The following is a 25,860-nucleotide window of genomic DNA, read 5'->3' on the forward strand; positions in this document are numbered from 1 at the left end:
TCCGGGCTGTCGGACCCTGCGGTTAACCTCGGGAATCATGCGACTGCTGCACACGTCCGACTGGCACCTGGGCCGGGCGTTCCACCGGGTGAACATGCTCGACGCCCAGGCCGGGTTCATCGGCCACCTCGTCGCGACCGTGCGCGAGCACGCCGTCGACGCCGTGGTCGTGTCGGGAGACGTGTACGACCGGGCGGTGCCGCCGCTCGCCGCCGTCGAGCTCTTCGACGACGCCCTGCACCGCCTCGCCGACCTCGGCGTGCCGACGGTGATGATCTCCGGCAACCACGACTCCGCCCGGCGCCTCGGCGTCGGCGCCGGACTGATCGACCGCGCCGGCATCCATCTGCGCACCGACCCCGCCGGCTGCGGGACGCCGGTGGTGCTGGCGGACACGCACGGAGAGGTGGCCTTCTACGGACTGCCGTATCTCGAGCCCGCCCTGGTCAAGGACGGGTTCGGGGTGGAGAAGGCAGGCCACGAGGCGGTGCTCGCCGCCGCCATGGACCGGGTCCGCGCCGACCTCGCCACCCGCGCGCGGGGGACCCGCTCCGTCGTCCTCGCCCACGCCTTCGTCACCGGCGGCGAGCCGAGCGACAGCGAGCGGGACATCACCGTCGGCGGGGTGGCCGCCGTGCCCTCCGGCGTCTTCGACGGCGTCGACTACGTGGCCCTCGGGCACCTGCACGGCTGCCAGGCCCTCAGCGAGCGCGTGCGCTACTCCGGTTCCCCGCTGCCGTACTCCTTCTCCGAGGCCGCGCACCGCAAGAGCATGTGGCTCGTCGACCTGGACGCCGACGGCTCGGTCACCGCCGAGCGCGTCGACTGCCCCGTGCCGCGCGCGCTGGCCCGGCTGCGGGGCACCCTGGAGGACCTGCTCGCCGACCCGGAACTGACCCGGCACGAGGAGGCGTGGGTGGAGGCGACCCTCACCGACGCGGTCCGCCCCACCGACCCCATGGCCAGACTCGCCGACCGCTTCCCGCACACCCTCAGCCTCGTCTTCGACCCCGAGCGGGCCCCGGACGGCCCGGCCGTCTCCTACGCCCGGCGCCTCGTGGGCCGCAGCGACCAGCAGATCGCGGAGGACTTCGTGACGCACGTGAGAGGCGCGGGGCCCGACCGTCACGAACGGACCGTGCTGCGGGACGCCTTCGACACGGTGCGCACGGACGAGACCGTGCGGGAGGTCGCCCGGTGAGGCTGCACCGCCTGGACATCACCGCCTTCGGGCCCTTCGGCGCCTCGCAGAGCGTCGACTTCGACGAGCTGTCGGCGGCCGGGATCTTCCTGCTGCACGGACCGACCGGGGCCGGCAAGACCTCCGTCCTCGACGCCGTGTGCTACGCGCTCTACGGCTCGGTGCCCGGCGCCCGCCAGAGCGGCCAGGGCGCCGCCCTGCGCAGCGACCACGCCGCCGTCGGCACCCGCACCGAGGTGCGCCTCGAACTCACCGTGGCCGGACGGCGGCTGGAGGTCACCCGGCAGCCGCCCTGGGAGCGTCCCAAGCTGCGCGGCAGGGGCACCACCGTCGACAAGGCCCAGACCTGGCTGCGCGCGTACGACGCGAGCGCCGGGACCTGGAAGGACCTCAGCCGTTCGCACCAGGAGATCGGCGAGGAGATCACACAGCTGCTCGGCATGAGCCGTGAGCAGTTCTGCCAGGTCGTGCTGCTGCCCCAGGGCGACTTCGCACGTTTCCTGCGGGCCGACGCGGAGGCACGCGGCAAGCTGCTCGGCCGGCTCTTCGACACCCGGCGCTTCGCCGACGTCGAGAAGCACCTCGCCGAGAGGCGCCGTGCGACCGAGGCCCGGGTGCGCGAGGGAGACACCGCGCTGCTGGCCGACGCCCACCGCATGCAGCAGGCGGCCGGCGACGCCATGGAACTGCCGGAGCTGGCGCCGGGCGAGCCGGGCCTGGCCGAGGTCGTGCTGAGCGCCGCCGCGGTCGCCCGCAGCACGGCCCGGGAACTGCTCGACGTCGCCGACTGCCGGCTCGCGGCCACCGAGTCCGCCCAGGCCGCCGCCGAACACGCTCTGGCGGACGCGCGGGAACTGCACCGCCTGCAGCGGCGGTTCGCCGAGGCGCAGGAGCGCGCCGAGCGGCTCGCCGGACGGGCCGACGCCCACCGCGCCGCGCAGGAGCGCATGGAGCGGGGCCGCAAGGCCGAGGCGGTGGCCCCCGCCCTGGAGGTGCGCGAGGGCACCGACGCCGAACACCGGCGGGCGGCGGCCGCCGAGGCACACGCGCGTGCCCTGCTGCCGGAGGCTCTCGCGGACGCGGGCGCCGCCGGCCTCGCCGCCGCCGCACGCCGGGCCGCCGAGGAACTGGGCGGGCTGGACTCGGCGCGCAGGGCCGAACAGCGCCTCGCCGAGCTGACCGAGGAGCGGACCCGGCTGGAGCGCCAGGACCGCGCCGACGAGGAGGCCCTGCACGAGGCGGAGACCTGGCTCGCCGACTGGGAGGCCACACGCACCGCACTGCAGACCCGCGTCGACTCGGCCCGGCAGGCGGCGACGCGGGCCGAGCAGCTCGCCGTGCAGCGTGACCCGGCGCGGCGCCGGCTGAACGCGGCCCGGCAGCGCGACCGGCTCGCCGGTGACACGGAAGAGGCGCGGCGGCAGGCGGTCGCCGCGGCGGAAGATGCCGTCGAGGCCCGCGCCCACTGGCTCGACCTCAAGGAACAGCGGCTGAACGGCATAGCGGCCGAGCTCGCCGCGGGCCTCACCGACGGCGCACCGTGCGCGGTGTGCGGCGCCACCGAACACCCCGCCCCCGCCCGCAAGGTCGTCGGGCACGTGGACCGTGAGGCGGAGGAGCGCGCCCTCGCCGCCCACCAGGACGCCGACGCGCGGCGCGCCGGGGCCGAACGGCGCCTGGGCACCGTACGGGAGGCGCTGGCCGCCGCCACCGCGGAGGCGGGTGACGCGCCCACCGCACGGCTGGCCGAGGAGGCCGAGGAGCTGGAGCGGCAGTACACGCGGGCGCGGGCGACCGCCTCCGGGCTGCACGCCGCGCAGGAAGAACTGCGCCGGGCGGAGGAGGAGCGGGAGCAGCGGATCGCCGCTCAGCAGCAGGCCGCCGTCCGCGCCGCCTCGCGGGTCGGCCACCGGGAACGGCTGGAGAGCGAACGGCTGTCGCTGGAGGAGGAGCTGGCGCGGGCCCGCGGCACCGCCGACAGCGTGGCGGCGCGGGCCGAGCAGTTGGAGCGCCGGGCCGCACGGCTGTCGGAGGCCGCCGACGCCGTCCGCGTCGCCGAGGACACGGCCCGGCGGCTCAAGGACGCCGACGCCCGCCTCGCCGACGCCGCCTTCCGCGCCGGCTTCGACACCCCCCGCGACGCCGCCGCCGCGCTGCTCGACGACACCGCCCACCGGGAACTGCAACGACGGCTCGACGCCTGGCAGTCCGAGGACTCCGCCGTCCGCGAGGTCCTCGCCGAGGCCGACACCGCCGCCGCGGCCCGGCGCCCGCCCGCCGACCTCCCCGCGGCGGAACGCACCGCCGCCGACGCCGGCCGACGGGTGCGCGAGGCCTCCTCGGCACGCGACGCCGCCGCCCGGCGCTGCGCCGAGCTGGACCGCCTCTCCGCGCAGGCCACCACCTCCGTGCGCCGGCTGGTCCCGCTGCGCGAGGAACACGGCCGCGTCGCCCGCCTCGCCACCCTCGCCGCGGGCACCTCGGCGGACAACGAACGCCGGATGCGCCTGGAGTCGTACGTGCTGGCCGCCCGCCTGGAGCAGGTCGCCGCGGCGGCGACCGCGCGCCTTCGGCGCATGTCCTCGGGCCGCTACACCCTCGTCCACTCCGACGGCCGCACCGGACGCGGCCGCAGCGGGCTCGGTCTGCACGTCGTCGACGCCTGGACCGGCCGCGAGCGCGACACGGCCACGTTGTCCGGCGGTGAGACGTTCTTCGCCTCGCTCGCCCTCGCGCTGGGCCTCGCCGACGTCGTCACCGACGAGGCCGGCGGTGTGCGCCTGGACACCCTCTTCATCGACGAGGGCTTCGGCAGCCTCGACGACCAGACCCTCGACGAGGTCCTCGACGTCCTCGACTCCCTGCGCGAGCGGGACCGCAGCGTCGGCATCGTCAGCCATGTGGCCGACCTGCGGCGGCGGATCCACGCCCAACTGGAGGTCGTGAAGGGACGGTCGGGTTCGGTGCTGCGGCAGCGGGGCGCCGGCTGAGGGACCACCGCGGCCGTCAGCGGCACAGGGGCCGGCCGGGGGAGCACTTCCGGGCGAGCCCCGCCTTCCACACCGACGTCTCGGACGTGGCCGCCGCGTTCACGGCCGACGGCGGCCAGGGCTTCGCCCACGGGACCCGGCAGGGCACCGAACGCCGCGCCGCCGACCCCCTGACCGCCCCGGTGCACGTGGACGGCTGCGGCTGCTGACGTGCGGGTGCCGGCGTGCGTGTAGGTTCGGCCGCATGGTGCGATACGCGGAGCCGGGCGCGGTGGAGTGGGTGGAGTCGGGCGGCGGTCCGCTCATAGCGGTCCCGGAGACGGTCCTGCCGTTCTGGACGGGCGCCGACGGCGAGGAGACGGCCTCCGACTACGACCGGGCCTGCGAGGTCGACGGTCACGTCGGACTCCTCCCGGTCGGGGACGCCACCGCCCTCGTGCTCGGCGACGAACCCGCCTCGACCGCCTATCTGCCCGACCACGGCGCCTTCGTCCGCTGGTGCGCCGCCGACTCCGAGGACGAGGTCCTGGCCGGCGTCCCCGCGGCCCTGGACGCGGCCGAGTGGGACGCCGAGGTGTCCTGGCAGGTGTCCGGTCCCGTGTTCCTGTTCGACGCGGCCTGGCCCGGGGCCGACTGCGACCGCGCCGACCACGTGCGGGTCGCCCTGGAACCGGGCCACTACACGGTCCGCGCGGCCGAGGTGCGCCCCGGGCCGGAGACCTGGCTGAACGTCGTACAACTGCGGCGGCTCGCGGACCGGTAGCCGACCGGCGGGGCTTCCCGCCGGCGGAATCGGAAACGGCGTGCGGGGCCGTGGCGGGGCGCCCATCACGGTTGCCCGCCGTGGCGGGGCGCCCGTCACGGTTGCCCGCCGTGGCGGGGCGCCCGTCACGGTTGCCCATGCCACGACTCCGCCTTCCCGCACCCGAAGACCTGCGCCGCGCCCCCTGCCCCTGCGCGGCCGGACCGCCCTCGTCACCGGAGCCGGCCGGCGCGGCGGCATCGGCCACGCCGTGGCCCGGCGCCTCACCGCGTGCTGGCCAGGTCGGCGACTCGGAGGGCGGCTTCCGGCGGTGAGCCGGGCTCAGAGCCGGGACAGCTCGTCCACCAGGTCGTCCAGGCCCAGCGACCCCTGGGAGAGGGCCGCCATGTGCCAGGCCTTCGGGTCGAAGGCGTCACCGTGCCGTTTGCGGGCGTTCTCCCGGCCCAGCAGCCACGCCCGCTCACCGAGCTTGTAGCCGATCGCCTGGCCCGGAATCGTCAGGTACCGGGTCAGCTCGCTCTCCACGAAGTCCGCCGGCCGGCTGCTGTGCGCACCGAAGAACTCCTGCGCCAGCTCCGGCGTCCAGCGCTCGCCCGGGTGGAACGGCGAGTCGGCCGGGATCTCCAGCTCCAGGTGCATGCCGATGTCCACGATGACCCGGGCGGCCCGCATCATCTGCGCGTCCAGGTAGCCGAGCCGCTGCTCGGCGTCCGTGAGGAAGCCCAGCTCGTCCATCAGCCGCTCCGCGTACAGCGCCCAGCCCTCGGCGTTGGCGCTGACCATGCCGACCGAGGCCTGGTAGCGGGAGAGGTCCTGGGCCACGTGGGCCCACTGGGCGAGCTGAAGGTGATGCCCGGGGACGCCCTCGTGGTACCAGGTGGAGACCAGGTCGTACACCGGGAAGCGGGTCAGGCCCATCGTCGGCAGCCAGGTGCGGCCGGGACGCGAGAAGTCCTCCGACGGGGGCGTGTAGTACGGGGCCGCGGCGCTGCCGGGCGGGGCGATGCGCGACTCCACCTTCCGTACGCGCTCGGCGAGTTCGAAGTGGGTGCCGTCCAGCGACTCGATCGCCTGGTCCATCAGGCCCTGCAGCCAGTCGCGGACCTCGTCGACACCCTCGATGTGCCGGCCGTGCTCGTCCAGGTGCGCCAGCGCCACCCACGGGGTCCCGGCGCCCGGCAGGATCTTCTCCGCCTCCTGCTTCATCTCGGCGAGCAGCCGGTGGTACTCGGCCCAGCCGTACGCGTACGCCTCGTCCAGGTCCAGGTCCGTGCCGTTGTAGTAGCGCGACCAGCGGGCGTAGCGCTCGCGGCCCACCGTGTCCGGGGCGCCCCCGATCGCCGGCGCGTACACGTCCCGCATCCAGTCCCGCAGCTCCACCACGGCGGCGGTCGCGCCCCGGGCGGCCTCGTCCAGCTCGGCGCGCAGCGCGTCGGGGCCGGCCGACGCGAAGTCCTCGAACCAGCCGCGGCCCTCGCCCGTGTCCGCCCACTCGCCCAGCTGACCGACGAAGGTGGCGGTCGGGCGCGGAGACGCGTACAGCCTGCGTTCCAGCCCGAGGGCCAGGGACGCGCGGTAGCCCGCGAGGGCCGCAGGCACCGCGCGCAGCCGCTCGGCGATCCGCGCCCAGTCCTCGTCCGTCCGCGTCGGCGTCACCGTGAAGACCTCGCGCACCGCATGCGCGACGGTGCCCATGTTGCCGACCGAGCGCAGACCCTCCTCCGCCTCGTGCACCGCCAGTTCCGCGGTGAGGCGCTCGCGCAGCAGCCTGGCGCAGCGCCGCTCCACGTCGCTGTCCCCGCCGGGCCGGCGCTCCGCCGCGTCCAGCCGGGCGAGCGTGGTCCGCGCCAGCTCCGCGAGGGCCTCCTGCCCCGCGGGTGAGAGGTCGGGCAGGCGGCCGGAGCTCTCCTGCACGCCGAGGTAGGTACCGGTGACCGGGTCGAGGGCGATGAGGTCGTCGACGTAGGCGTCGGCGACCTCGCGGGGCAGCGGGCTGTTGGTCTCTGACATGCGGACATCCTCGTACGGACGCCGGTGCCGCGTCAGCCCGCCGGCCCGGGCCCGGTGGCGCGGGCGGCCGGATTTCGCTCAGGGCGTGGGCACGGCGGGCGGCAGCAGGGGGCCGCACTCCCACTGCTGGAAGATCAGCCGGGTCTCGACACGGGCCACCTCCGGCCGGGAGGTGAACCCGTCCAGGACCAGCCGCTGCAGATCCGTCATGTCCGTGACCGCGACGTGCACGAGGTAGTCGTCCGGGCCGGTGAGGTGGAAGACGGTGCGCGACTCCGGAAGCGCCCGGATCCGCTCCACGAACGGGCCGACCAGCTCCCGCCGGTGCGGGCGCACCTGCACCGAGAGCAGTGCCTGGAGCCCGCGCCCCAGCTTCGCCGGGTCCAGTTCGAGCCGGTGGCCGAGGATCACCCCGGCACGCCGCAGCCGGGTCACCCGGTCCAGGCAGGTCGACGGGGCGACCCCGACCTGGGCCGCGAGGTCGCGGTAGGTGGTCCGGGCGTCGTTCTGCAGCAGCCGCAGCAGATGGAGATCCACCGGGTCCAGTACGACGGATTCGGCCATGGGCCGAACGTAACACGGCCGACGGCCCGGACCACCCGTTCGGTGTTCACTCTTCCGCCCATGGACTCTGCGCGCACGCACACGTCACCACCCGAGGACGTACGCACCACTCGGCCCACGGGCAGGGCACTGGCCACCGAGGCCGTGCACGCCGGCCGCGACGATCTCGCCGGCCGGGGACTGCACGCCCCGCCCATCGACCTGTCCACGACCTACCCGTCGTACGACAGCCGCGGTGAGGCCGCCCGCATCGACGCGTTCGCCACCACCGGCGCCGACCCGGAGGGCCCGCCGGTCTACGGCCGCCTCGGCAACCCCACCGTCGCCCGTTTCGAGACGGCGCTGGCCCGGTTGGAGGGCACCGGGGCCGCGGTCGCCTTCGCCAGCGGCATGGCCGCGCTCAGCGCCGTCCTGCTGGTCCGCGCCTCGATGGGACTGCGGCACGTCGTGGCCGTACGGCCCCTGTACGGCTGCAGCGACCACCTGCTGACCGCCGGTCTGCTGGGGTCCGAGGTCACCTGGACCGACCCGGCGGGCATCGCGGACGCGCTGCGCCCGGACACCGGCCTGGTCCTCGTGGAGTCGCCGGCCAACCCCACCCTGGCCGAGACCGACCTGCGGGCCGTCGCCCACGCCTGCGGATCGGTGCCGCTGCTCGTGGACAACACCTTCGCCACTCCGGTCCTCCAGCGGCCCGCCGAACAGGGCGCCCGGCTGGTCCTGCACAGCGCCACCAAGTACCTCGGCGGGCACGGGGACGTGCTGGCCGGAGTCGTGGCCTGCGACGAGGAGTTCGCGGGGCGGCTGCGGCAGGTCCGCTTCGCCACGGGCGGCGTCCTGCACCCGCTGGCCGGCTACCTCCTGCTGCGCGGGCTGTCGACCCTGCCCGTACGGGTACGGGCCGCGTCCGCCAACGCCGCCGTGCTCGTCGAGCGGCTCGCCGCCGACCCGCGGGTGGCCCGCGTCCACTACCCGCGCATCGGGGGCGCGATGGTCTCCTTCGAGGTCCACGGCGACCCGCACGAGGTCATCGCCCGCGTCCGCCTGATCACCCCGGCGGTGAGCCTCGGCAGCGTCGACACGCTCATCCAGCACCCGGCGTCCATCAGTCACCGCATCGTCGACGCCGGTGACCGGCGGGAGGCCGGGGTGGGCGACCGGCTGCTGCGGCTGTCGGTCGGCCTGGAGGACGTCGACGACCTGTGGGCCGACCTGGACCGGGCGCTGGGGGAGCGGGCGGCCGAGGCGGCCCGGCCGCGGGAGGCGCTGTCGCGGGCCGAGTGACCCCGGCACCGCCCGCGCCCGCTCACTCCGTGCCGATCCGCTCCCCGTGCGGGAGCCGTGCCGCGGCCAACGCCGCAGGGTCGAGGCGGGCCGTGACGACCAGGGTCCCCTCCTCGATCTGGTAGTCGAGGGGGAGGCCCAGGCCGCGCATCGCGGCGACCATGCCGGTGTTGGAGGCCTGGGTCACGGCGTAGACGCTCTCGCACCCCGTCTCCACGGCCATCGCCACGAGCCTGCCGAGGAGTTCGCCGCCGATGCCCCTGCGCTGCCACGCGTCCTCGACGAGCAGGGAGACCTCCGTCTCGTCCCCGTCCCACAGCAGGTGCCCCAGCCCGACGATCCGGCCCGAGGCGGTCTGCACGGCGAGGGTGCGGCCGTAGCGCGGGCTGAGCAGGTGGTCGAGGTACCGGTCGGCGTCACCCACCGGACCGTGGTACCGCATCCCCAGCGTCCGGACCGAGCACCGCTCGTGCATCGCCTTCGCCGCCGGGACGTCGCGTGTGTCGGCACGGCGGACCGTGATGTCGCTCCCCTCGGGCAGCGTCAGCACGTCCAGGCCGCGCGGGACGCGCGGACCGAGCCGGGCGTCCAGCTCCACCAGCGCCCGCGCCCGGGCGAACTCGGCCGGGGTGAACGGCAGATACGGCCGTTCCACGCTGATCGTCCCGCCTTCCGGCGCGCGCAGCCGCAGTACGGTGTCCTCCAGCGAGCCCTCCGGCGGCACGTCGTGCGCCGTCCGTCCCCCGGCCGGCGCGGGCAGCGACCGGATGGTGCACCGGCCGAGCAACTGCCGCAGCGCCAGCGGAAGCTCCGCCGTGTCCAGGGCCGTACGGGTCGCCAGCCCGAGAATCCGGGTCGGCGCGTCCACCAGGTCGTGCGCGTCCGCCCGCTCCGTCCAGATGTCACAGCCCCCGGCCGCCGCCACCACGCCGGCCAGTTCCGAGCCCGTCAGCTCGCCCGGGGCGCGGAGCAGGAACTCGTCCACCGTGCCCTCGGCCAGCGGATGGGTCTGCAGGCTGAGGATGTCGACCTGCCGGCCGGCGAGGGCGGCGCACAGCAGGGCCAGCGACCCGGGCGTGTCCCGCACCGTCGTCCGCATCCGCCACAGCGCGCTGTCCGCGGAACCGGACCCGGGACCCGGAGTGGTACCGGAGTCGGCCTCGGACGGCCCCGGCCGCCGTGCCGGGGACGGCGGCCGGGCGCCGGTATCGTCCGTCGGCGGGGCGTGCCCGTGGCGGCGTGACCACCGGGTGCGGAAGCCGGCCGTGGCGACCAGGGCGGCCACCGACGCCACGAGCAGGGCGGGCAACGCGGGGCCGTGCTCCAGCAGGGGCGCGGCGGTCAGCGTCACGTCGGACAGGTGTCGATTCATGCAGCCACTGTGAAGGAACGGTGTTGCGTGATCGCGAACGCCCTGTGACGTACGGGTAAAGAGTGCCTCTGGGGCTTTTGTTGTACTTTTCGCCGCGGTGGTGAGGGCACGGCCCCGCACCGTGACGTGCGGCAACTCCGGGCCGCGCACCGGGAGATGACGCCGGTGCGCGGCACACCCGACAGGCTACGGGACTACTGGCCGACCCGGCCCGGCTGGAGCACCTTCGTGAACAGCACCGTGCCGTCCTGCTCGCGCAGCCGCACGGTCATCTCGGCGCTGTCGCCGTCGATGTCGACCTCGCCGAAGAACTGGTAACCGCCGGCGGGCGAGACGTTCGACGCGGTCGGCGCCTTCACGAACACCCTCTCCGGGCCGAAGGTTCCGTCGAGGGCGCTGGCCGGGAAGGCACCCGCGTTCAGCGGCCCGGACACGAACTCCCAGAACGGCTCGAAGTCGGTGAACGCGGCCCGCGAGGGCTGGTAGTGCTGGGCCGAGGTGTGGTGCACGTCGGCCGTCAGCCACACCGTGCCGGTGATCCGCCGGTGCTTGACGAACCGGAGCAGTTCGGCGATCTGCAGCTCACGCCCCAGCGGCGCCCCCGGGTCGCCCTGCGCCACCGCCTCGACGTTCGCAGCGCCCTCGGAGGTGTCGGGCACGACCAGGCCGATCGGCATGTCGGCGGCGATCACCTTCCACACCGCACGCGACCGGGACAGCTCCCGCTTGAGCCACTCCAACTGCTCGCGTCCCAAAATGCCCTGCGGGTCCACGGTCTGGTCGCCGGGGGAGTTGGCGTTGCGGTAGGTCCGCATGTCCAGCACGAACACGTCCAGCAGCGGGCCCTGGCGCAGCACCCGGTGCAGGCGGCCCTCCCGCGCTCCGGGACGCAGGGTGGAGACCGGGAAGTACTCGCCGAAGGCGCGCCGGGCCCGGGCCGCCAGCGCGTCGACGCTCTTCTCGGTGTAGCGGCTGTCCGTGTCCGCGATCACCTGGCCCGGGTACCAGTTGTTGCGCACCTCGTGGTCGTCCCACTGGATGACGGACGGGACCCGGGCGTTGAAGTGCCGCAGGTTCTCGTCGAGCAGGTTGTAGCGGAAGTTGCCGCGGAACTCGCCGAGGGTCTCCGCGACCTTCGACTTCTCCTCGGTGGTGATGTTCCGCCAGGTACCGCCGTCGGGCAGCGCGGCCGTCCGGTCGATGGGGCCGTCGGCGTAGATGGTGTCGCCGCTGCACAGGAAGAAGTCGGGGTCGAGGGCGCCCATCGCGTCGTAGATGCGGTAGCCGCCGAGGTCGGGGTTGATGCCCCAGCCCTGGCCCGCCAGGTCGCCGGACCACACGAAACGCGTTCCCCCGCGCCGGCCGGCCGGCACCGTGCGGAAGGTGCCGGTGACCGGCTCGCCGGTGCGGCGCGGGTCGTCGGGGTCGGCGAGGAGCACGCGGTAGTGGATCTGCTCGCCGGGCGGCAGACCGCGCAGCCTGGTCGTGCCGGTGAAGTCCGTCCCCGGCCCGAGCAGCGGCCCGCGCCATGTGCGCGGGTTGCGGAACGACTCGGTCGCCGAGGTCTCGACGATCATCCGGGCCGGCCGGTCGGACCGCACCCACACCAGGCCGGAGTGGGAGGTCACGTCTCCCGTCTGCACGCCCCAGTTCGCCCCCGGACGGCCGGAACGGGCGAACGCCGGTGCGGCCCCGAGGGCCGTGGGCAGGGTCAGGGCCGCCGACGCGGCGAGCGAGCCGCGCAGCACGCTGCGGCGACCGGGCAACGGACGGTGGGACATGGAAGCGCCTCCAGGGACGGGGTCCGGCCAGTGTGCGGAGCCAGACCTACTGGTACGGCGCGGCGACCGTGGAAACTGGGGGTGAACAACCTGCCGCCCACCCGGGGGATCCCTCCCCGGCCGCCTTGCCGGGCCCCGCCCTCAGGTCCGTCCTGCGCCCGCCCCACCGGGCCTGTGTCCGTCCGCCTCGCGGGACCTCGGTCGTCCGTCCGCCATGCGGGGCCTCGGTCGTCCGTCCGCCTCACCGGCGGCCTGGTCCTCTCCGGGGGCTCCCGCGGTACTCCGGCGCCGCCCTCGGGACGCAAGCGCCCCGGCATCCCGGACGTTCGCGCGGGGTGCTACGACGCGACCGCGCTCCTCGAGGTGCCGAGGGCCCCGGCCGGCCGGGTGCGGCTGCCGTCCAGGAGGACGCGGGCGACCAGCGCCGGGTCGTCGTTCATCGGGACGTGACCGCAGCCGGGCAGCCGGACCAGCCGGGCCCGCGGGATGATCCGCTTGGCGCGGACGCCCTGCCGGGGCAGGAGCACCCGGTCCCGGGTGCCCCACGCGACGGTGACGGGGACGCCGGGGAGGTCGTCGGCGAAGAGCACGGTGCGCCCGGCCCGCAGTGTTTCGGCGAATCCCTCCGCGTGGGCGAGCGCGAGCGTCTCGGCGACCACGGCTTCGGGGGCGCGGCGGCCGGGACGGGCGTAGATCGTACTGGTCAGGGCGGTGCGGCCGGCCGCCGTGCGGGACAGCCGCTCGACCAGGGGGAGGGGCAGGCTCCGGGCGGTCCGGCGCATGCCCGTCAGCAGGCCGAAGGCGTAGCGCCGCTCGGTCTGCGTCCAGAAACCGGCCGGGGACAGGGCGGTCACCGACCGCACCAGGTTCTCCCGGCCGAGCTCCAGGGCCAGCAGACCGCCCAGGGAGTTGCCCGCCACGTGGGGCCGGTCCAGTCCCAGCTCCGTGCAGAAGGCGCCGAGCACGGCGGCCGTCGTCGGCAGGTCGTGCGGCAGCCCCCGCGGCAGCGCGGAGGACCGCCCGAACCCGGGCAGGTCCACGGCGATCACGTCGCGTTCGGTCGCGAGGATGTCGACCACCGGGTCCCAGGCCTGCCGGTGGTGGCCGACGCCGTGCAGCAGGAGCAGCGGCTCGCCGGCGCCTGCGCGCGTGTAGGAGAGGGTGATGTCCTGGGGGCCGTGCTCGGTGGGGGCCGCGAAGGAGAGCGATGCGGACATGGGGCTCCTTGTCGGGAACACGCGTCGTCGGGAACGCGTGGGCGAAGACGGTGTCGCGTAGACAGAGTGTCAGTAGTGGCTACCGACGGGTAGCCCCCGGATGCCGTTCACTTCCCGGCGGCCTCCGGGACGGGCGGCCCCGCCTGGGCACGGCGTGACGCGTCCGCTGGGATGGAGCGGTGACCCCCGACACCGCGACCGACGTCTTCGAAGAGCACCGCCCCGTCCTCCTGGGCGTCGCCTGCCGCATGCCGGGCCGTCCGGCCGACGCGGAGGACGTGGTCCAGGAGGCCTGGCTGCGCTGGTCCGGCGCCGACCGGTCCGGCGTGCGCGAGCCGCGCGGCTACCCGGTGCGGATCACCACCCGGGTCGCCGTCGACCGGTTGCGCCGGATCAAGGCGCGTGGCGAGACGTACGTCGGCCCGTGGCTGCCCGAGCCCTGGGTCACCGGCTTCGGGGACATCGTCGCGGACACCGCCGAGCGGGCCGTGCTCGCCGACTCCGTGTCCCTCGCGGTCCTCGTCGTCCTGGAGTCGCTGTCGCCGCTGGAGCGGGCGGTGTTCGTGCTGCGGGAGGCGTTCGGCTACCCGTACGCCGAGATCGCCGCCATGCTGGAGCGCGGAGAGGCGGCGGTGCGCCGGTTCGCAGGGCGGGCCCGCAGGCACGTGGACGAGCGGCGGCCCCGTTACGAGGTCGATCCCGTGCAGCGCCGGGACCTCACCGAGCGCTTCCTCGCCGCCGCGGCCGGTGGCGACCTCGAGGGCCTGCTGGCGCTCCTCGCACCGGACGTCCGCCTGGTGGGCGGCAGCGGAGGCAGGGCCAGGGTGCCGTTGCGGGTGCTGGAGACCTCCGGCAAGGTGGCCCGCTTCCTGCTCGGGGCCGCGGCCAAGGGAGTCCCGGACGCCTCCTTCCACTTCGTGGAGCGCAACGGAGGCCCGGCCCTGCTGGTGCTCTCCGGACGCGAACCCGACTCCTTCTTCCAGCTGGACGTGGCCGACGGCCGCGTCCAGTCGGTGTACGTCCTTCGCAACCCCGGCAAGCTGCGCCCGCTGGCCGCTCTCGTCCAGCCGCCCCCGCACCCACCCGGGCCCCACCCGTGACGCGGGTTTCGTCCCGCTGTCACGGGATTGGTCTTGACCAAGGGTGTGGGCCGTTTTATGGTCGCAGAGAACTTCAACAACCTTTAATAAACAAGGGCGTCAAAACACCGCCGGACCACGGCGATTGCGGAGGACAGGGTGGGGACCACGCAGTTGGGGACGGTGCCGGAACCGAAGTACTGGCATCTCAGGAACCTGCTCAGCCAGGCCCTGGACTCGGAGTTCTCGGTGGGCGAGATCCTGCCCAACGAGCGCGATCTCGCCGCCCGCTTCGGCGTCGCCCGCGCCACCCTCCGCCAGGCCCTGGAACAGCTCGAACTGGAGGGCAGGCTCCAGCGCCGGCGGGGCGTCGGCACGACCGTCGCCCCGCCGCGCGTCGGTGTGGCCGTGGGCAACCGGCGGCACGACTGGCCGGGGACGGCCGACGACGTCTGGCAGCCCGCCGACTGCGCCCTGGCCGTTCCGCCCGCGGCCGTCGCCGACGCCCTGGGCACCGGCCGGGACGAGCCCGTGCACACCGTCCGCCGCTCCCGCGGCACCCACGGCCGGCCCGTCGCGGCCGAGCTGCTCCACGTCCCGTCGTCCTCGGTGCCCGACCTGACCGCCATCGACGCGCCCTCCGGCGCCGCACGCGCCCGTGCCGTGCTGCGCGAGCTGCAGCGCGGAGAGCTGGAGGGGCAGGAGAGCGCCGTGGAGCTGGGGTCGGCCGGCGCCGAGGAAGCGAAGGAACTCGACCGTCTGCCGGGGGCGCCCGTCCTCGTGGTCACCACCCGCTACCTCGCCGGGGGCCGCACCGCCGCGCTCTCGGTCGCGACCTACCGTGCGGACACCTGCCGCCTGACGTTCGGGGACTCCGGCGACGTGGAGATACACCACGGCCCGCAGACCCGGGCCTCCTGACCACCCCGGCCAGGGATGTGCCGGCTCGCCCCGGTCAGGGGCGCGTCGGCCGCGTCCCGGCCACCGGTGTGCCGGCCCGACCCGGCCAGGGATGTGCCGGCACGCGCCCTGGTCACGGGTGTGCAGGCCTGCCCGCGGCCATCGGCGCGCCGACCCGACCCCGGTCAGTGGCGTGCCGTCGCGCCCTCGACGGCGAACAACTGCTCCTCCACGTGGTCGAGGGCCAGCCGCAGTGAGCCCGTCGCCACGGCGGCCTCGCCGAGCAGCGACAGCGCCACCTTCGGCGGGCGCAGGCAGTAGCGGGCCAGCTCGTGCCGCAGTGGCTCCAGTACGCCGTCCAGCCCGGCCGCCCAGCCGCCGACGACGACGAGTTCGGGATCGAGGGCCAGCACCAGCGCCGCCACGTCGTGCACCAGCCGCTGGATGAAACGCTCGACGGCCGCGCGGGCCCGCTCGTCCCCCTCGCGGGCCTCGGCGAACACCTTGGCGACCGCCTGCTCGTCCAGCGGGTGCAGCGGCTGGTCCGTGGTGGACAGCAGCGTCTCCGGCGTCACGTCCCGGCCCAGCAGGTGCAGCGCGCCGATCTCGCCGGCCGCCCCGCCGAACCCGCGGTGCAGCCGCCCGCCGATCAGCGCCCCGGCCCCCGGGCTCAGCCCGGCCAGGACGAACACGACGTCGTCGGACTCGGTGGCGGCGCCCTTCCAGTGCTCGGCGACCGCCGCCGCGTTGGCGTCGTTCTCGACCAGCACCGGGCACTTGAAGGAACGGCTCAGCCGCTCGCCCAGACGCAGTCCCGTCCACTCGGGCAGGGCGGTACTCAGCCGCACCGTGCCGTCCGCCTCGACGATCCCCGGCGTGGCGGCCCCCACGGCCCGCAGGGAACCGCGCGCGACACCGGCCCGGCGCAACAGCTCGGCGACCGCGGTGCGCAGCCGCTCCAGCCGCTCGTCCGCCGAGGCGGTCTCGTCGACGTCCTTGGCCTGGGCGCCGATCACCCGGCCGTCCAGGTCGGACAGGAGCGCGGCGACGCGGTGCGGCCCGATCTCCAGCCCGAGCAGGTGCCCGGCCTCCGCCCGGAACCTGAACCGCCGGGCGGGCCGGCCCTGCCGCCGGGCCGTACCCTCGTCGGCGGCCGTCTCGACGACGAGGCCGGCTCCGATGAGCCCTTCGACGACGCCCTCGACGGTCGGCCGGGACAGCCCCGTCACCCGGGTGATCTCGGTCAGCGTCGCGCAGTCCGTGGCACGCAACGCGTGCAGTACCACGGCGGAGTTGATCCTCCGCAGCAGCGAGGGGTCCCCGCCGGTCAGCCCTCCCAACGTCCGTCCTCCCAGCTCGCGCGCGTGTTGGCCGGATCGTACTCGGCCCGGTCCGGCCCGGCGAGTGCCGGACCGCTCGTTCCCGGGCCGTCGGGTGCCTCAGCCGGGCGCCACGAATCCCGACTCGTACGCCGTGATCACCGCCTGCGTGCGGTCCCGCGCCCCCAGCTTGGCCAGCACCGCGCTCACGTGGGACTTCACCGTCTCCGTGCTCACGACCAGCCGGGCGGCGATCTCGGCGTTGGACAACCCGCGCGCCATCAGCCGCAGCACCTCGCCCTCCCGCCCGGTCAGCCGCGCTCCTCCAGCGCCGCCCGGCCGGTCTCCTCGATCGCCCTCAGGGCGCGGCCGCGACGCGCGCGTGCAGCCGCGGGTGCGCATCCGCACCTCGGACGCCATCGCCCTGCAGGCCGCCCTCGCCCGGCACGGCCACCACGCCCGGGAACACGACGACGGGTACTGGACCGTGCGCCACGCGCGCGTGGACGACATCGGGCGGATCGTCTCCGGCGCGGGCGTGCCCGTCCTCGAACTGGCGGCGGAACGCGCCACCTTGGAGCAGGCGTACCTCGACCTGACGGCCACGCAGACCGAGTTCGCCGCACACCCCCAGGAGGCCTGACCGTGCAGTTCGCCCCCGTACTCCGCTCCGAGGCGCTCAAGGTCCTCACCCTGCGCCCGCTGTGCGGCACGTTGTCGGCCATGTTCGCGGTCACCACCGCCTTCTCCGCGCTGGCCGGGGTCTCCGACACCTCCGACCCGGAGTTCGACCCGCTGTTCATGGCCCTGTCCGGTGTCACGCCCGGCCAGATCGCCGCCGTCGCCTTCGGCACCGTGGCCGTCTCCTCCGAGTACCAGGGCAACGGGATCCGGCTCTCCCTGGCGGCCGTCCCGCGGCGCGGGCGGTGGTTCGCGGCGAAGCTGGCCGTCGTCGCCGTACCCGTCCTCGTGGTCGGACTGCTCACCGCCTTCGCCGCCCTCGCCGCGGCCCGGGCGGGCCTCGGCCCGGCGGCGGACGGGCTCACCGCGGGCGAGCAGGCGCGCGGCGTCGTGGGCTGCGCCGTCTACCTCATGCTGATGGCCCTGCTCGCGGCCGGCCTCACCGCCCTCCTCCGCAGCGGCGTGGCCGCCCTGTCCACACTGATCCCGTTCCTCCTCGTCGTGTCCTTCGTGATCGGGGACGCCGCGGGCGGCGCCACCGACTTCCTGCCGGACAAGGCCGGGCAGGTCGTCCTGCACCAGACGTACGAGGAGACCGTGGGCCCCTGGACGGGTCTCGGGGTGACGGCGCTGTGGGCCGCGGCCGTCCTCCTCGCGGGGGCCCGGCGGCTGCGCGGCGGGGACGCCTGATCCCCGTCCCCGACTGACGCCCCGCCAATTGTCAGTGGGGGCAGGTTTACTGGACGGCATGGACATCGCCCGGCACATCGCCCTCGTCGACGAGCTGTGCTTCCGGCCCTTCCCGGCGGAGCACGGCCCGCCGGACGGGGGCGGCGGGCCTCCGGGCCGGTTCGTGGCGGTGCTGGAGAGCAGCCACGGCCTGCGCGGCGGCGACCGGGCGGAGCGGGCGGTGACGGTGGAGCAGTACGAGAAGGGCCGGGACGCCCTCTACGAGCGCCTCGCCCCGCGCTGGGGGGAGACGGACCCCTGGAACCTGCAGACGGTCCTGCTGCGGAGCGAGCGGGAGGAGATACCCGAGCCGTGGGCCGGGCTGAGCGCCCGCGCGCGGGTGGCGTACCTCTGGGAGGCGCAGGGCACCGGCCGCTGGATCGCGCTGGCCGTCGCCGACCGGGACCCGAGCGACGAGGTGCGGCTGCTGGCCGTCGTCACGGAGCAGGCGCCTCCGTGACGGCCGCCCGTCCTACGCCTCGTCCTGTGCCGCGACCCGCAGCCGCGCGAACTCCTCGGCCATCGTCTGCGCCGTCCAGTGCGCGTTGAGCCCGCTGGGGTTGGGCAGCACCCACACGCGGGTGTCCCCGATCGTCCGGTCCTGCGGGCCGACCCGGGCCTTGCGGTCGTCGAACGCCGCCCGGTACGCGGTCACCCCGACCACGGCCAGCCATCGGGGCCGCAGCCGCGCCACCTTCAGCTCCAGCAGCCGTCCGCCCTCCCGGTACTCCTCGGCGGTCAGTTCGTCCGCCCGCGCGCTGGCCCGCGCGACGACGTTCGTGATGCCGAGCCCGTACGACGGCAGCTCCCCCTGCTCCGACGGCTTCAGCAGCCGGGGCGTGAACCCGGACAGGTGCAGCACCGGCCAGAAGCGGTTGCCCGGGCGGGCGAAGTGGTGGCCCGTCACCGCCGTCATCAGTCCCGGGTTGATCCCGCAGAACAGCACCTGGAGACCGTCCGCGACGACGTCCGGTACGAGACGGTCGCGGGCGGCCTCCAGTTCGGCCCGGGTGAAGCGGGTCAGAGGATCGCCCCCGGGGTGTAGCCCGCGGCGGCCGGGTGCTGCTTGACGATCTCCTCGACGCGGCCGACGACGACACCGACCTGGCCGGCCGCGGCGCCGGTGAAGGAGAGCTTGTCGGCCATCAGCGCGTCCAGCCCGGCGCGGTCCAGCGGGACGCGCTCGTCGGCGGCCAGCCTGTCCAGCAGCTCGTTGCGCTCGGTGCCCTGATCGCGCATCGCCAGGGCGGAGGCGACGGCGTTCTCCTTGATCGCCTCGTGCGCGACCTCGCGGCCGACGCCGGCCCGCACCGCGCCCATCAGGACCTTGGTGGTGGCCAGGAACGGCAGGTAGCGGTCCAGTTCCCGGGCCACGACGGCCGGGAAGGCACCGAACTCGTCGAGCACGGTCAGGAACGTCTCCAGCAGCCCGTCCAGGGCGAAGAACGCGTCGGGGAGCGCGACCCGGCGCACCACCGAGCAGGACACGTCGCCCTCGTTCCACTGGTCGCCCGCCAGCTCGCCGGTCATCGAGGCGTAGCCGCGCAGGATCACCATCAGGCCGTTGACGCGCTCGCAGGAGCGGGTGTTCATCTTGTGCGGCATCGCCGAGGAGCCGACCTGGCCGGGCTTGAAGCCCTCGGTGACCAGCTCGTGCCCGGCCATCAGCCGAATCGTCTTCGCCAGCGAGGACGGTGCCGCCGCCAGCTGCACCAGCGCGGTCACGACCTCGTAGTCCAGCGAACGCGGGTAGACCTGGCCGACCGAGGTGAACGCCTGCGAGAAGCCGAGGTGCGTGGCGATCCGCTGCTCCAGCTCGGCGAGCCTGCCCGCGTCGCCGCCCAGCAGGTCCAGCATGTCCTGGGCGGTGCCGACCGGGCCCTTGATGCCGCGCAGCGGGTAGCGACCGAGCAGCTCCTCCACCCGGCCGTACGCGACGAGCTGCTCGTCGGCCGCGGTGGCGAAGCGCTTGCCCAGCGTGGTGGCCTGCGCGGCGACGTTGTGCGAGCGGCCGGCCATGACCAGCTCGGCGTACTCGCCGGCCAGCTTGCCCAGCCGGGCCAGGACGGCCACCGAGCGGTCGCGGATCAGCTCCAGGGAGAGCCGGATCTGGAGCTGCTCGACGTTCTCCGTCAGGTCGCGGGAGGTCATGCCCTTGTGCACGTGCTCATGCCCGGCGAGGTCGTTGAACTCCTCGATCCGCGCCTTCACGTCGTGCCGCGTGACCTTCTCGCGCTCGGCGATCGAGGCCAGGTCGACCTGGTCGAGGACGCGCTCGTAGTCGGCGAGCGCGGCGTCGGGCACCTCGATGCCGAGGTCCTTCTGGGCCCTCAGCACGGCGAGCCAGAGCTGCCGCTCCAGTCTCACCTTCTGCTCGGGCGACCAGAGCGTGGCGAGCTCGGCGGAGGCGTAGCGTCCGGCGAGGACGTTCGGGATGCGGGGCTTGGCGGGAGCGGAAGTCACGTGTACGGATTCTACTGGCGCATCGTGCAGGCCGGCGCCGCCGGGTTCTTCGTCCGAAGCTACGAACGCCGCGCGGGCCCGCGCGGGATCACGCCAGGTCCTCGTACGGCAGCAGTTCCGGACGCTTGGCCGGCAGGCCGTCACCGGAGGAGCGGCCCGTCAGCCTGCGGCCGATCCAGGGCAGCAGATGCCGCCGGGCGAACCGTACGTCCGCCGTCCGGCGCATGATCCAGCCCGGCGGCGGCGTCGCCGGGACCGGCGCGTGCCAGTCGGGGTCCTCGGGCTCGTAGCCGAGCGCCTGCCACACGGCCTCCGCGACCCTGCGGTGCCCGTCGGCGGTCAGATGCAGCCGGTCCACGTCCCACAGCCGCGGGTCGGCCAGCGACTGGGCCCCGTACAGGTCGACGACCACGGCGCCGTGCTGCCTGGACAGGTCGTCGATGATCGCGAACAGGGCCTCCATGCGGGGCCGGAAGCGGTCCAGTACGGGGCCCTGACGGCCGGGGCTGCGCATCAGCACCAGCTGCTCGCACCGCGGGGCGAGTCGCTCCACGGCCTGCGTCAGCAGATCCCGCACCCGGGCCATGTCGCACGTGGGACGCAACGTGTCGTTGAGCCCGCCGACCAGCGTGATCACGTCGGCCCCCATGGCCGCCGCGACGTCCACCTGCTCGTCGACGATCTGTCCGATCAGCTTCCCGCGCACCGCGAGGTTCGCGTACCGGAAGCCGGGGGAGCGGGCGGCCATCCGCGCCGCGAGGACGTCGGCCCAGCCCCGGTAGGAGCCGTCGGGCAGCAGGTCCGACATGCCCTCGGTGAAGGAGTCGCCGACGGCGACGAGACTGGTGTGGGTGGGGTTCGTCTGCATGGCGGAAGAATGGTAGCCCCTGCACATACCCCCCGGTCGGTCGGCTCCCGTCCGGCCGGTTCAGGTCCGCTGCCCGAACAGCTCCCGCAGCACGTCCTCCATGGTCACCAGCCCGGCCAGCCGCCCGTCGGACCCGAGCACGGCCGCCAGATGCGTACGGCTGCGCCGCATCGCGGTGAGCACGTCGTCCAACGGGGTGCTCTCCCGCACCCGCGCGATGGGCCGCATGTCCTGCAGCCGGAACGGCAGCTCCCGCGGCGAGGCGTCCAAGGCGTCCTTCACATGCAGATAGCCGACGATCCGCCGTCCGTCGTCCACCACGGGGAAACGGGAGAACCCCGACCGGGCCGACAGCCGCTCCAGCTGCTCCGGAGTGATGCCCACGCGCGCCTGGACGACCCGTTCCAGCGGCAGCACCACGTCCCGTACCGGCCGCCGTCCCAGTTCCAGGGCGTCGTGCAGCCGCTCCTGGGCCCGGTCGTCGATCAGCCCGGCCTCGCCGGCGTCCTTCACGATCTCGGCCAGCTCCGCGTCCGTGAAGGTCGCCGAGACCTCGTCCTTCGTCTCGACCCTGAGCAGCTTGAGCAGGGCGTTCGCGAAGGCGTTGACCGTGAAGATCACGGGGCGCAGTGCCCGGGACAGCGCCACCAGCGGCGGCCCGAGCAGCAGCGCGCTGCGCACCGGCTCGGCCAGCGCGACGTTCTTCGGCACCATCTCGCCGAGCAGCATGTGCAGATACGTCGCCAGTGCCAGGGCGATCACGAAGGACACCGCGTGTCCCACGCCGGACGGCACGCCCACTGCGTGGAACAGCGGCTCCAGCAGGTGCGCGATCGCGGGTTCCGCGACCACGCCGAGGACCAGCGTGCACAGCGTGATGCCGAGCTGGGCCGCCGCCATCAGCGCCGACACGTGCTCCAGCCCCCACAGCACGCTCCTGGCACGCCGGTCGCCCTCCTCGGCGTACGGCTCCACCTGGGAACGGCGCACCGAGATCAGCGCGAACTCGGCCCCCACGAAGAACGCGTTGACGACGAGGGTCAGCAGACCGATCACGAGCTGTACGGCGGTCACCGGCCGGCCTCCCCGTCCTGGGCGGCGGCGTGTGCCGCGTCGAGCGGCGCGTGCAGCAGTACCTGGGCCGCCCTGCGCCCCGTGGCGTCCACGACGGCCAGCCGCCAGCCGGCGACCTCCAGGACGTCGCCGACGACGGGAATGCGCCCCAGACCGGCCGCGACCAACCCGGCGACCGTCTCGTACGGCCCCTCGGGCACCTTGAACCCCAGCCGCGCGAGCCGGTCCACGCGCGCCGCGCCGTCGGCCCGGTACAGGGCGCGGCCCTGGTCGTCGGTGCCGGCCGGGTCCAGTTCGGGCGTCTCGTGCGGATCGTGCTCGTCCCGGACCTCGCCGACGACCTCCTCCACGATGTCCTCCAGTGTGGCCACGCCGGCCGTCCCGCCGTACTCGTCGATCACGACGGCCATCGTGCGCCGCCCGGAGAGCCGGTCCAGGAGCCGGTCGACGGTCAGGGACTCCGGGACGAGCAGCGGCTCGCGCATCACCTCGGCGACCGGGATGCCGGACCGCTGCTCGGCGGGCACGGCGAGGACGTCCTTGATGTGCGCGGTCCCCACCACGGCGTCGAGGCCGTCCCGGTGGACGGGGAACCGGGACAGGCCGGTCGCCCGCGTCGCGTTCGCCACGTCCTCGCACGTCGCCCGGGAGTCGAGGGCGACCACCTGGACGCGCGGGGTCATCACGTTCCCCGCCGTGAGGTCGGCCAGGTTCAGGGTCCGCACGAACAGCTCGGCGGTGTCCGCCTCCAGCGCCCCCGCCTTGGCCGAGTGCCGGGCGAGTGCCGCCAGCTCCTGCGGCCCGCGTGCGGACGCCAGTTCCTCGGCGGGCTCCACACCGAAGAGGCGCACGATGCGGTTGGCCGTGTTGTTCAGATGGGCGATGAAGGGGCCGAAGGCCGCGCTGAACCAGCGCTGCGGGCCGCCCACCCGTCGGGCGACGGCCAGCGGCGAGGAGATCGCCCAGTTCTTCGGCACCAGCTCGCCGACGATCATCAGGACGACCGTCGACAGGGCCGTGCCCAGCACCAGCGCCAGTGACGAGGCCGTCGAGCCCGACACGCCCACGCTCTCCAGCGGGACCGCGATCAGCGCGGCGACCGAGGGCTCGGCGAGCATGCCCACCACCAGGTTGGTGACGGTGATGCCGAGCTGCGCCCCGGAGAGCTGGAAGGTCAGGTTCCGTACGGCCTTCAGCGCGCTCGCGGCACCCCGCTCACCCCGCTCCGCGGCCCGCTCCAGTTCGCCGCGCTCGACCGTGGTCAGGGAGAACTCGGCCGCCACGAAGGCGCCGCACGCCAGCGAGAGCAGGATCGCCACCAGCAGCAGGAGCACTTCGGTCATCGGGTCACCTCGCATCCATGATCGGCCAGGACGCGACGGGTCGCGCGCTCTCGTGCGCCGGGGGAGGCACCGGGGTGAATCGCCGGAAAGGACTCGCTCATGCGCCGGTGGTCACAGCCTTTCAGTCCGTGAGGGGCTTCACCCAGCGTCGCCACTGCTCCTCGGGCGCGTACCCGGCCGCCCGCCAGGCATGCTGGGCGCGTTCGTTGCGCCGCAGCACCATCGCGTCCCCGCGGCGCCCGCCGAGCCGTACGAAGCGTTCCTCCGCGGCCGTGAGCAGCGCCGATCCGATGCCCCGGCGCCGGTGGTCCGGGTGCACCGCCAGCCGGTACAGGTGGCAGCGCCACCCGTCGAAGCCCGCGATCACGGTGCCCACCAGCTCCCCGTCCCGCTCGGCCAGCACCAGCGCCCCGGGGTCGCGCGCGACCAGCCGCTCGACGCCCTCCCGGTCGTCGCTGATGCTCGTGCCCTCGGCGGCCACCTTCCAGAACGCGAGCACGGCGTCCAAGTCCTCGAGCCCGGCGGCCCGTATCCGCAGATCGTTCATCGCCCGATCCCACCACGTGCCGACGGCGACGAGACGGGAATTCCTGCATGTGGACCGTCCGGACGGCGGGCGGCGCCCGCACCAGCACGACGGCCGCGACGTGAACCCTCCCCGGGCGCGGGGGCTCAGATGTTCGGGGGCACGGGGGCACGGGGGCCCGGGGGCTCAGTGATTCGGGGACGTCGGGAAGGCGGCTACGTCCCGGGCCCGGACGGTCGCCAGGCCGTGCCGAGCACGCAGTACGAACTCGGCAGCACCGGCCCGTTCTCCGGCATCGTCATCCGCCGGTAGGGCCCCAGCGCGAACCCGGCCTCCCGCAGCGCGGCGACCGGTTCGCGGGACAGGTGGCAGCCACCGCTCAGTGGTGGCCACAGCGTCCGGTCCAGCGCGCGCTGGGTGCACGTCATCACCCGGCCGCCGCCCTGTCCGTGCTCGAAGAAGCGCAGCTCACCCCCCGGACGCAGGGCCCGTCGCAGTTCCGCGAGGGCGCGCGGCACCTCGCGGACGCTGCACAGCACGAGCGACACGACGGCCGCGTCGAAGGCCTCGCTCTTGACCGGCAGCGCCTCCGCCGCGCCCGGCGCCACGTCCACCGGCACCTGGGAGCGCAGCGCGGCCTCCACGGCCAACCGCCGCAGCATCGGCTCCGGTTCGATGGCGACGACCTCCGAGACGGTGCCCGGACAGTGGGAGAAGTTCAGCCCGTTGCCCGCGCCGATCTCGATCACCCGCCCGGACAGCCCGGCGAGCAGCCGCTCGCGCACGCGGCCCATGCCCATCCGGGTCTCGGCGCTCACACTGCACCGGGCGTAGCAGCGGGCGAACAGCGGATGGTGCACGGAGTCCCGCGGCGTCCCGCGGGTGCGGGCGGATCGCAACGGCATGGGACCTCCCTCGCGAGGTGGTGCCTCACCCCGATCGTGCCCCTCCCGGACCCGGCGCACCCACCACGGTGTGGTCAGGGCGCCTCCCGGGCCCGGAACGCGTCCGCGTCCCACGTCCCCTCCAGCCGGGGCGCGAGCCAGTGCGGTGCCGCCGACCGGAAGGCGCCCGGCGGGAGGGAGGCGGCTTCGGCGGGCACCGCGCCGAGGAGGGGCGCGCCGGCCACGGCGGGCAGGTCCGCGACGTTACAGCGCGAGGCGAGGTCCGGGGCTCCGGGCCAGCTGCCGATCACCACGCCCGGCAGCTCCAGCCCCCGGGAACGCAGCTCACGTGCCGTCAGTTCCGTGGTGTTGAGCGTGCCCAGACCCGCCGAGGCCACCAGCAGCACGGGCGCCCCCAGCAGCCCGGCCGCGTCGGCCAGCGTCCCGCCGGCGGCGTCGAAGCGCACGAGGAGCCCGCCCGCGCCCTCCACCAGCACCAGGTCGTGCTCGGTGGCCAGCTTGCCCGCGGCCTCCGCCACCTCCTGCGGACGCACCGGCGCCCGGCCGGCCCGGCGGGCAGCCGTCCCCGGCGCCAGAGGCTCGGGGTAGCGGGCGACTTCGGCCGCCGTCACGGCGCCCGCGAGACGCGCCACCTCCTGGGCATCCCCCGGCTCGTCCGGCCGTACGCCCGTCTGCGCGGCCTTCAGCACGGCCACCGACCGCCCGGCCGCCAGCGCCGCCGCGGCGACGGCGGCGGTCACGACCGTCTTGCCGACCTCCGTGCCCGTGCCCGTGATCACCAGTACCGGCAT

23 protein-coding genes and 3 pseudogenes are annotated in these 25,860 nt (G+C 74.8%); 11 read left to right on the top strand and 15 right to left on the bottom strand.

Features of this window, described 5'->3' with window-relative positions:
- Positions 1 to 37 precede the first annotated feature (37 nt).
- The 5 genes and pseudogenes from ACVV2G_RS12250 to ACVV2G_RS12270 form a co-directional block, all read left to right on the top strand.
- Positions 38 to 1,201 (top strand): exonuclease SbcCD subunit D, encoded by a 1,164-nt coding sequence (locus ACVV2G_RS12250; protein WP_453842694.1) that lies wholly within the window; start codon positions 38 to 40, stop codon positions 1,199 to 1,201.
- Entirely contained in the window at positions 1,198 to 4,191 is a 2,994-nt protein-coding gene (locus tag ACVV2G_RS12255) for an AAA family ATPase (protein WP_453842695.1), read from the top strand. Before ACVV2G_RS12250 ends, ACVV2G_RS12255 begins: the two co-directional genes overlap by 4 nt.
- Before the next feature lie 86 nt (positions 4,192 to 4,277).
- Positions 4,278 to 4,400 (top strand): hypothetical protein, encoded by a 123-nt coding sequence (locus tag ACVV2G_RS12260; RefSeq protein ID WP_453842696.1) that lies wholly within the window; start codon positions 4,278 to 4,280, stop codon positions 4,398 to 4,400.
- Positions 4,401 to 4,435: 35 nt separating this feature from the next.
- Entirely contained in the window at positions 4,436 to 4,954 is a 519-nt protein-coding gene (locus tag ACVV2G_RS12265; protein WP_453842697.1) for an immunity 21 family protein, read from the top strand.
- Positions 4,955 to 5,091: 137 nt separating this feature from the next.
- Positions 5,092 to 5,225, top strand: a pseudogene (locus tag ACVV2G_RS12270) (SDR family oxidoreductase); the annotation flags it as partial.
- 50 nt (positions 5,226 to 5,275) lie between these two features.
- Here ACVV2G_RS12270 and ACVV2G_RS12275 read toward each other — a convergent pair.
- Together ACVV2G_RS12275 and ACVV2G_RS12280 are read right to left on the bottom strand one after the other, a co-directional pair.
- The gene (locus ACVV2G_RS12275; protein WP_453842698.1) at positions 5,276 to 6,964 is read right to left on the bottom strand and encodes a DUF885 domain-containing protein; all 1,689 of its coding nucleotides are present in this window, start codon (positions 6,962 to 6,964) and stop codon (positions 5,276 to 5,278) included.
- Between the two features lie 78 nt (positions 6,965 to 7,042).
- A complete protein-coding gene (locus tag ACVV2G_RS12280; protein ID WP_453842699.1) occupies positions 7,043 to 7,528 on the bottom strand; it encodes an Lrp/AsnC family transcriptional regulator in 486 nt (161 codons plus the stop codon).
- 60 nt (positions 7,529 to 7,588) lie between these two features.
- Between ACVV2G_RS12280 and ACVV2G_RS12285 the strand changes: the two genes are divergently transcribed.
- Entirely contained in the window at positions 7,589 to 8,812 is a 1,224-nt protein-coding gene (locus ACVV2G_RS12285; RefSeq protein WP_453842700.1) for a trans-sulfuration enzyme family protein, read from the top strand.
- A 22-nt stretch (positions 8,813 to 8,834) separates the two neighbouring features.
- Here ACVV2G_RS12285 and ACVV2G_RS12290 read toward each other — a convergent pair whose 3' ends face one another.
- The 3 genes from ACVV2G_RS12290 to ACVV2G_RS12300 form a co-directional block, all read right to left on the bottom strand.
- Complete coding sequence (locus tag ACVV2G_RS12290) at positions 8,835 to 10,184, bottom strand: GNAT family N-acetyltransferase (protein ID WP_453842701.1); 1,350 nt, start codon at positions 10,182 to 10,184, stop codon at positions 8,835 to 8,837.
- Between the two features lie 194 nt (positions 10,185 to 10,378).
- Positions 10,379 to 11,965, bottom strand: coding sequence for an alkaline phosphatase D family protein (locus ACVV2G_RS12295; protein WP_453842702.1), 1,587 nt, complete (start codon positions 11,963 to 11,965; stop codon positions 10,379 to 10,381).
- A gap of 338 nt (positions 11,966 to 12,303) precedes the next feature.
- A complete protein-coding gene (locus ACVV2G_RS12300; RefSeq protein WP_453842703.1) occupies positions 12,304 to 13,182 on the bottom strand; it encodes an alpha/beta fold hydrolase in 879 nt (292 codons plus the stop codon).
- A gap of 179 nt (positions 13,183 to 13,361) precedes the next feature.
- On the opposite strand from ACVV2G_RS12300, the gene sigJ reads away from it, so the two are divergent.
- Together sigJ and ACVV2G_RS12310 are read left to right on the top strand one after the other, a co-directional pair.
- Complete coding sequence (gene sigJ / locus ACVV2G_RS12305) at positions 13,362 to 14,282, top strand: RNA polymerase sigma factor SigJ (RefSeq protein WP_453842704.1); 921 nt, start codon at positions 13,362 to 13,364, stop codon at positions 14,280 to 14,282.
- Between the two features lie 138 nt (positions 14,283 to 14,420).
- Complete coding sequence (locus tag ACVV2G_RS12310; RefSeq protein ID WP_453842706.1) at positions 14,421 to 15,182, top strand: GntR family transcriptional regulator; 762 nt, start codon at positions 14,421 to 14,423, stop codon at positions 15,180 to 15,182.
- A 164-nt stretch (positions 15,183 to 15,346) separates the two neighbouring features.
- On the opposite strand, the gene ACVV2G_RS12315 is transcribed toward ACVV2G_RS12310, so the two are convergent.
- The gene (locus tag ACVV2G_RS12315; RefSeq protein ID WP_453842707.1) at positions 15,347 to 16,501 is read right to left on the bottom strand and encodes an ROK family transcriptional regulator; all 1,155 of its coding nucleotides are present in this window, start codon (positions 16,499 to 16,501) and stop codon (positions 15,347 to 15,349) included.
- A 99-nt stretch (positions 16,502 to 16,600) separates the two neighbouring features.
- Positions 16,601 to 16,801: pseudogene (locus ACVV2G_RS12320) on the bottom strand (response regulator transcription factor); the annotation flags it as partial.
- A gap of 52 nt (positions 16,802 to 16,853) precedes the next feature.
- Between ACVV2G_RS12320 and ACVV2G_RS12325 the strand changes: the two are divergent.
- From ACVV2G_RS12325 to ACVV2G_RS12335, 3 genes and pseudogenes are all read left to right on the top strand, one after another.
- Positions 16,854 to 17,123 (top strand): annotated as a pseudogene (locus ACVV2G_RS12325) (ABC transporter ATP-binding protein); the annotation flags it as partial.
- A gap of 2 nt (positions 17,124 to 17,125) precedes the next feature.
- Entirely contained in the window at positions 17,126 to 17,851 is a 726-nt protein-coding gene (locus tag ACVV2G_RS12330) for an ABC transporter permease (RefSeq protein ID WP_453842708.1), read from the top strand.
- Positions 17,852 to 17,909: 58 nt separating this feature from the next.
- Positions 17,910 to 18,350 (top strand): hypothetical protein, encoded by a 441-nt coding sequence (locus ACVV2G_RS12335; protein WP_453842709.1) that lies wholly within the window; start codon positions 17,910 to 17,912, stop codon positions 18,348 to 18,350.
- 12 nt (positions 18,351 to 18,362) lie between these two features.
- On the opposite strand, the gene mug is transcribed toward ACVV2G_RS12335, so the two are convergent.
- The 8 genes from mug to bioD all read right to left on the bottom strand — a co-directional run bounded on the left by mug (position 18,363) and on the right by bioD (position 25,860).
- A complete protein-coding gene (gene mug / locus ACVV2G_RS12340) occupies positions 18,363 to 18,914 on the bottom strand; it encodes a G/U mismatch-specific DNA glycosylase (protein ID WP_453842842.1) in 552 nt (183 codons plus the stop codon).
- Positions 18,911 to 20,353: an adenylosuccinate lyase gene (gene purB / locus ACVV2G_RS12345; protein WP_453842710.1), complete on the bottom strand. Its 1,443-nt coding sequence runs from the start codon at positions 20,351 to 20,353 to the stop codon at positions 18,911 to 18,913. The genes mug and purB overlap by 4 nt, the downstream gene beginning before the upstream one ends.
- An 88-nt stretch (positions 20,354 to 20,441) precedes the next feature.
- A complete protein-coding gene (locus ACVV2G_RS12350) occupies positions 20,442 to 21,221 on the bottom strand; it encodes an SGNH/GDSL hydrolase family protein (RefSeq protein WP_453842711.1) in 780 nt (259 codons plus the stop codon).
- A gap of 60 nt (positions 21,222 to 21,281) precedes the next feature.
- Positions 21,282 to 22,295: a hemolysin family protein gene (locus ACVV2G_RS12355; protein WP_453842712.1), complete on the bottom strand. Its 1,014-nt coding sequence runs from the start codon at positions 22,293 to 22,295 to the stop codon at positions 21,282 to 21,284.
- The gene (locus tag ACVV2G_RS12360; protein ID WP_453842713.1) at positions 22,292 to 23,638 is read right to left on the bottom strand and encodes a hemolysin family protein; all 1,347 of its coding nucleotides are present in this window, start codon (positions 23,636 to 23,638) and stop codon (positions 22,292 to 22,294) included. Before ACVV2G_RS12360 ends, ACVV2G_RS12355 begins: the two co-directional genes overlap by 4 nt.
- A gap of 121 nt (positions 23,639 to 23,759) precedes the next feature.
- Positions 23,760 to 24,185, bottom strand: coding sequence for a GNAT family N-acetyltransferase (locus tag ACVV2G_RS12365; RefSeq protein WP_453842714.1), 426 nt, complete (start codon positions 24,183 to 24,185; stop codon positions 23,760 to 23,762).
- 194 nt (positions 24,186 to 24,379) lie between these two features.
- Positions 24,380 to 25,069, bottom strand: coding sequence for a class I SAM-dependent methyltransferase (locus tag ACVV2G_RS12370; protein WP_453842715.1), 690 nt, complete (start codon positions 25,067 to 25,069; stop codon positions 24,380 to 24,382).
- Positions 25,070 to 25,143: 74 nt separating this feature from the next.
- Positions 25,144 to 25,860, bottom strand: coding sequence for a dethiobiotin synthase (gene bioD / locus ACVV2G_RS12375; RefSeq protein ID WP_453842716.1), 717 nt, complete (start codon positions 25,858 to 25,860; stop codon positions 25,144 to 25,146).

This window comes from Streptomyces sp. JK94, from assembly GCF_053613315.1.

Bases quoted from the DNA above. Each gene is read 5' to 3' on its own strand.
- ACVV2G_RS12250 (WP_453842694.1), top strand. From the start codon at position 38: ATGCGACTGCTGCACACGTCCGACTGGCACCTGGGCCGGGCGTTCCAC.
- ACVV2G_RS12265 (WP_453842697.1), top strand. From the start codon at position 4,436: ATGGTGCGATACGCGGAGCCGGGCGCGGTGGAGTGGGTGGAGTCGGGC.
- ACVV2G_RS12275 (WP_453842698.1), bottom strand. From the start codon at position 6,964: ATGTCAGAGACCAACAGCCCGCTGCCCCGCGAGGTCGCCGACGCCTAC.
- ACVV2G_RS12280 (WP_453842699.1), bottom strand. From the start codon at position 7,528: ATGGCCGAATCCGTCGTACTGGACCCGGTGGATCTCCATCTGCTGCGG.
- ACVV2G_RS12285 (WP_453842700.1), top strand. From the start codon at position 7,589: ATGGACTCTGCGCGCACGCACACGTCACCACCCGAGGACGTACGCACC.
- ACVV2G_RS12290 (WP_453842701.1), bottom strand. From the start codon at position 10,184: ATGAATCGACACCTGTCCGACGTGACGCTGACCGCCGCGCCCCTGCTG.
- ACVV2G_RS12295 (WP_453842702.1), bottom strand. From the start codon at position 11,965: ATGTCCCACCGTCCGTTGCCCGGTCGCCGCAGCGTGCTGCGCGGCTCG.
- ACVV2G_RS12300 (WP_453842703.1), bottom strand. From the start codon at position 13,182: ATGTCCGCATCGCTCTCCTTCGCGGCCCCCACCGAGCACGGCCCCCAG.
- ACVV2G_RS12335 (WP_453842709.1), top strand. From the start codon at position 17,910: ATGGACATCGCCCGGCACATCGCCCTCGTCGACGAGCTGTGCTTCCGG.
- ACVV2G_RS12350 (WP_453842711.1), bottom strand. From the start codon at position 21,221: ATGCAGACGAACCCCACCCACACCAGTCTCGTCGCCGTCGGCGACTCC.
- ACVV2G_RS12360 (WP_453842713.1), bottom strand. From the start codon at position 23,638: ATGACCGAAGTGCTCCTGCTGCTGGTGGCGATCCTGCTCTCGCTGGCG.
- ACVV2G_RS12365 (WP_453842714.1), bottom strand. From the start codon at position 24,185: ATGAACGATCTGCGGATACGGGCCGCCGGGCTCGAGGACTTGGACGCC.
- ACVV2G_RS12370 (WP_453842715.1), bottom strand. From the start codon at position 25,069: ATGCCGTTGCGATCCGCCCGCACCCGCGGGACGCCGCGGGACTCCGTG.
- bioD (WP_453842716.1), bottom strand. From the start codon at position 25,860: ATGCCGGTACTGGTGATCACGGGCACGGGCACGGAGGTCGGCAAGACG.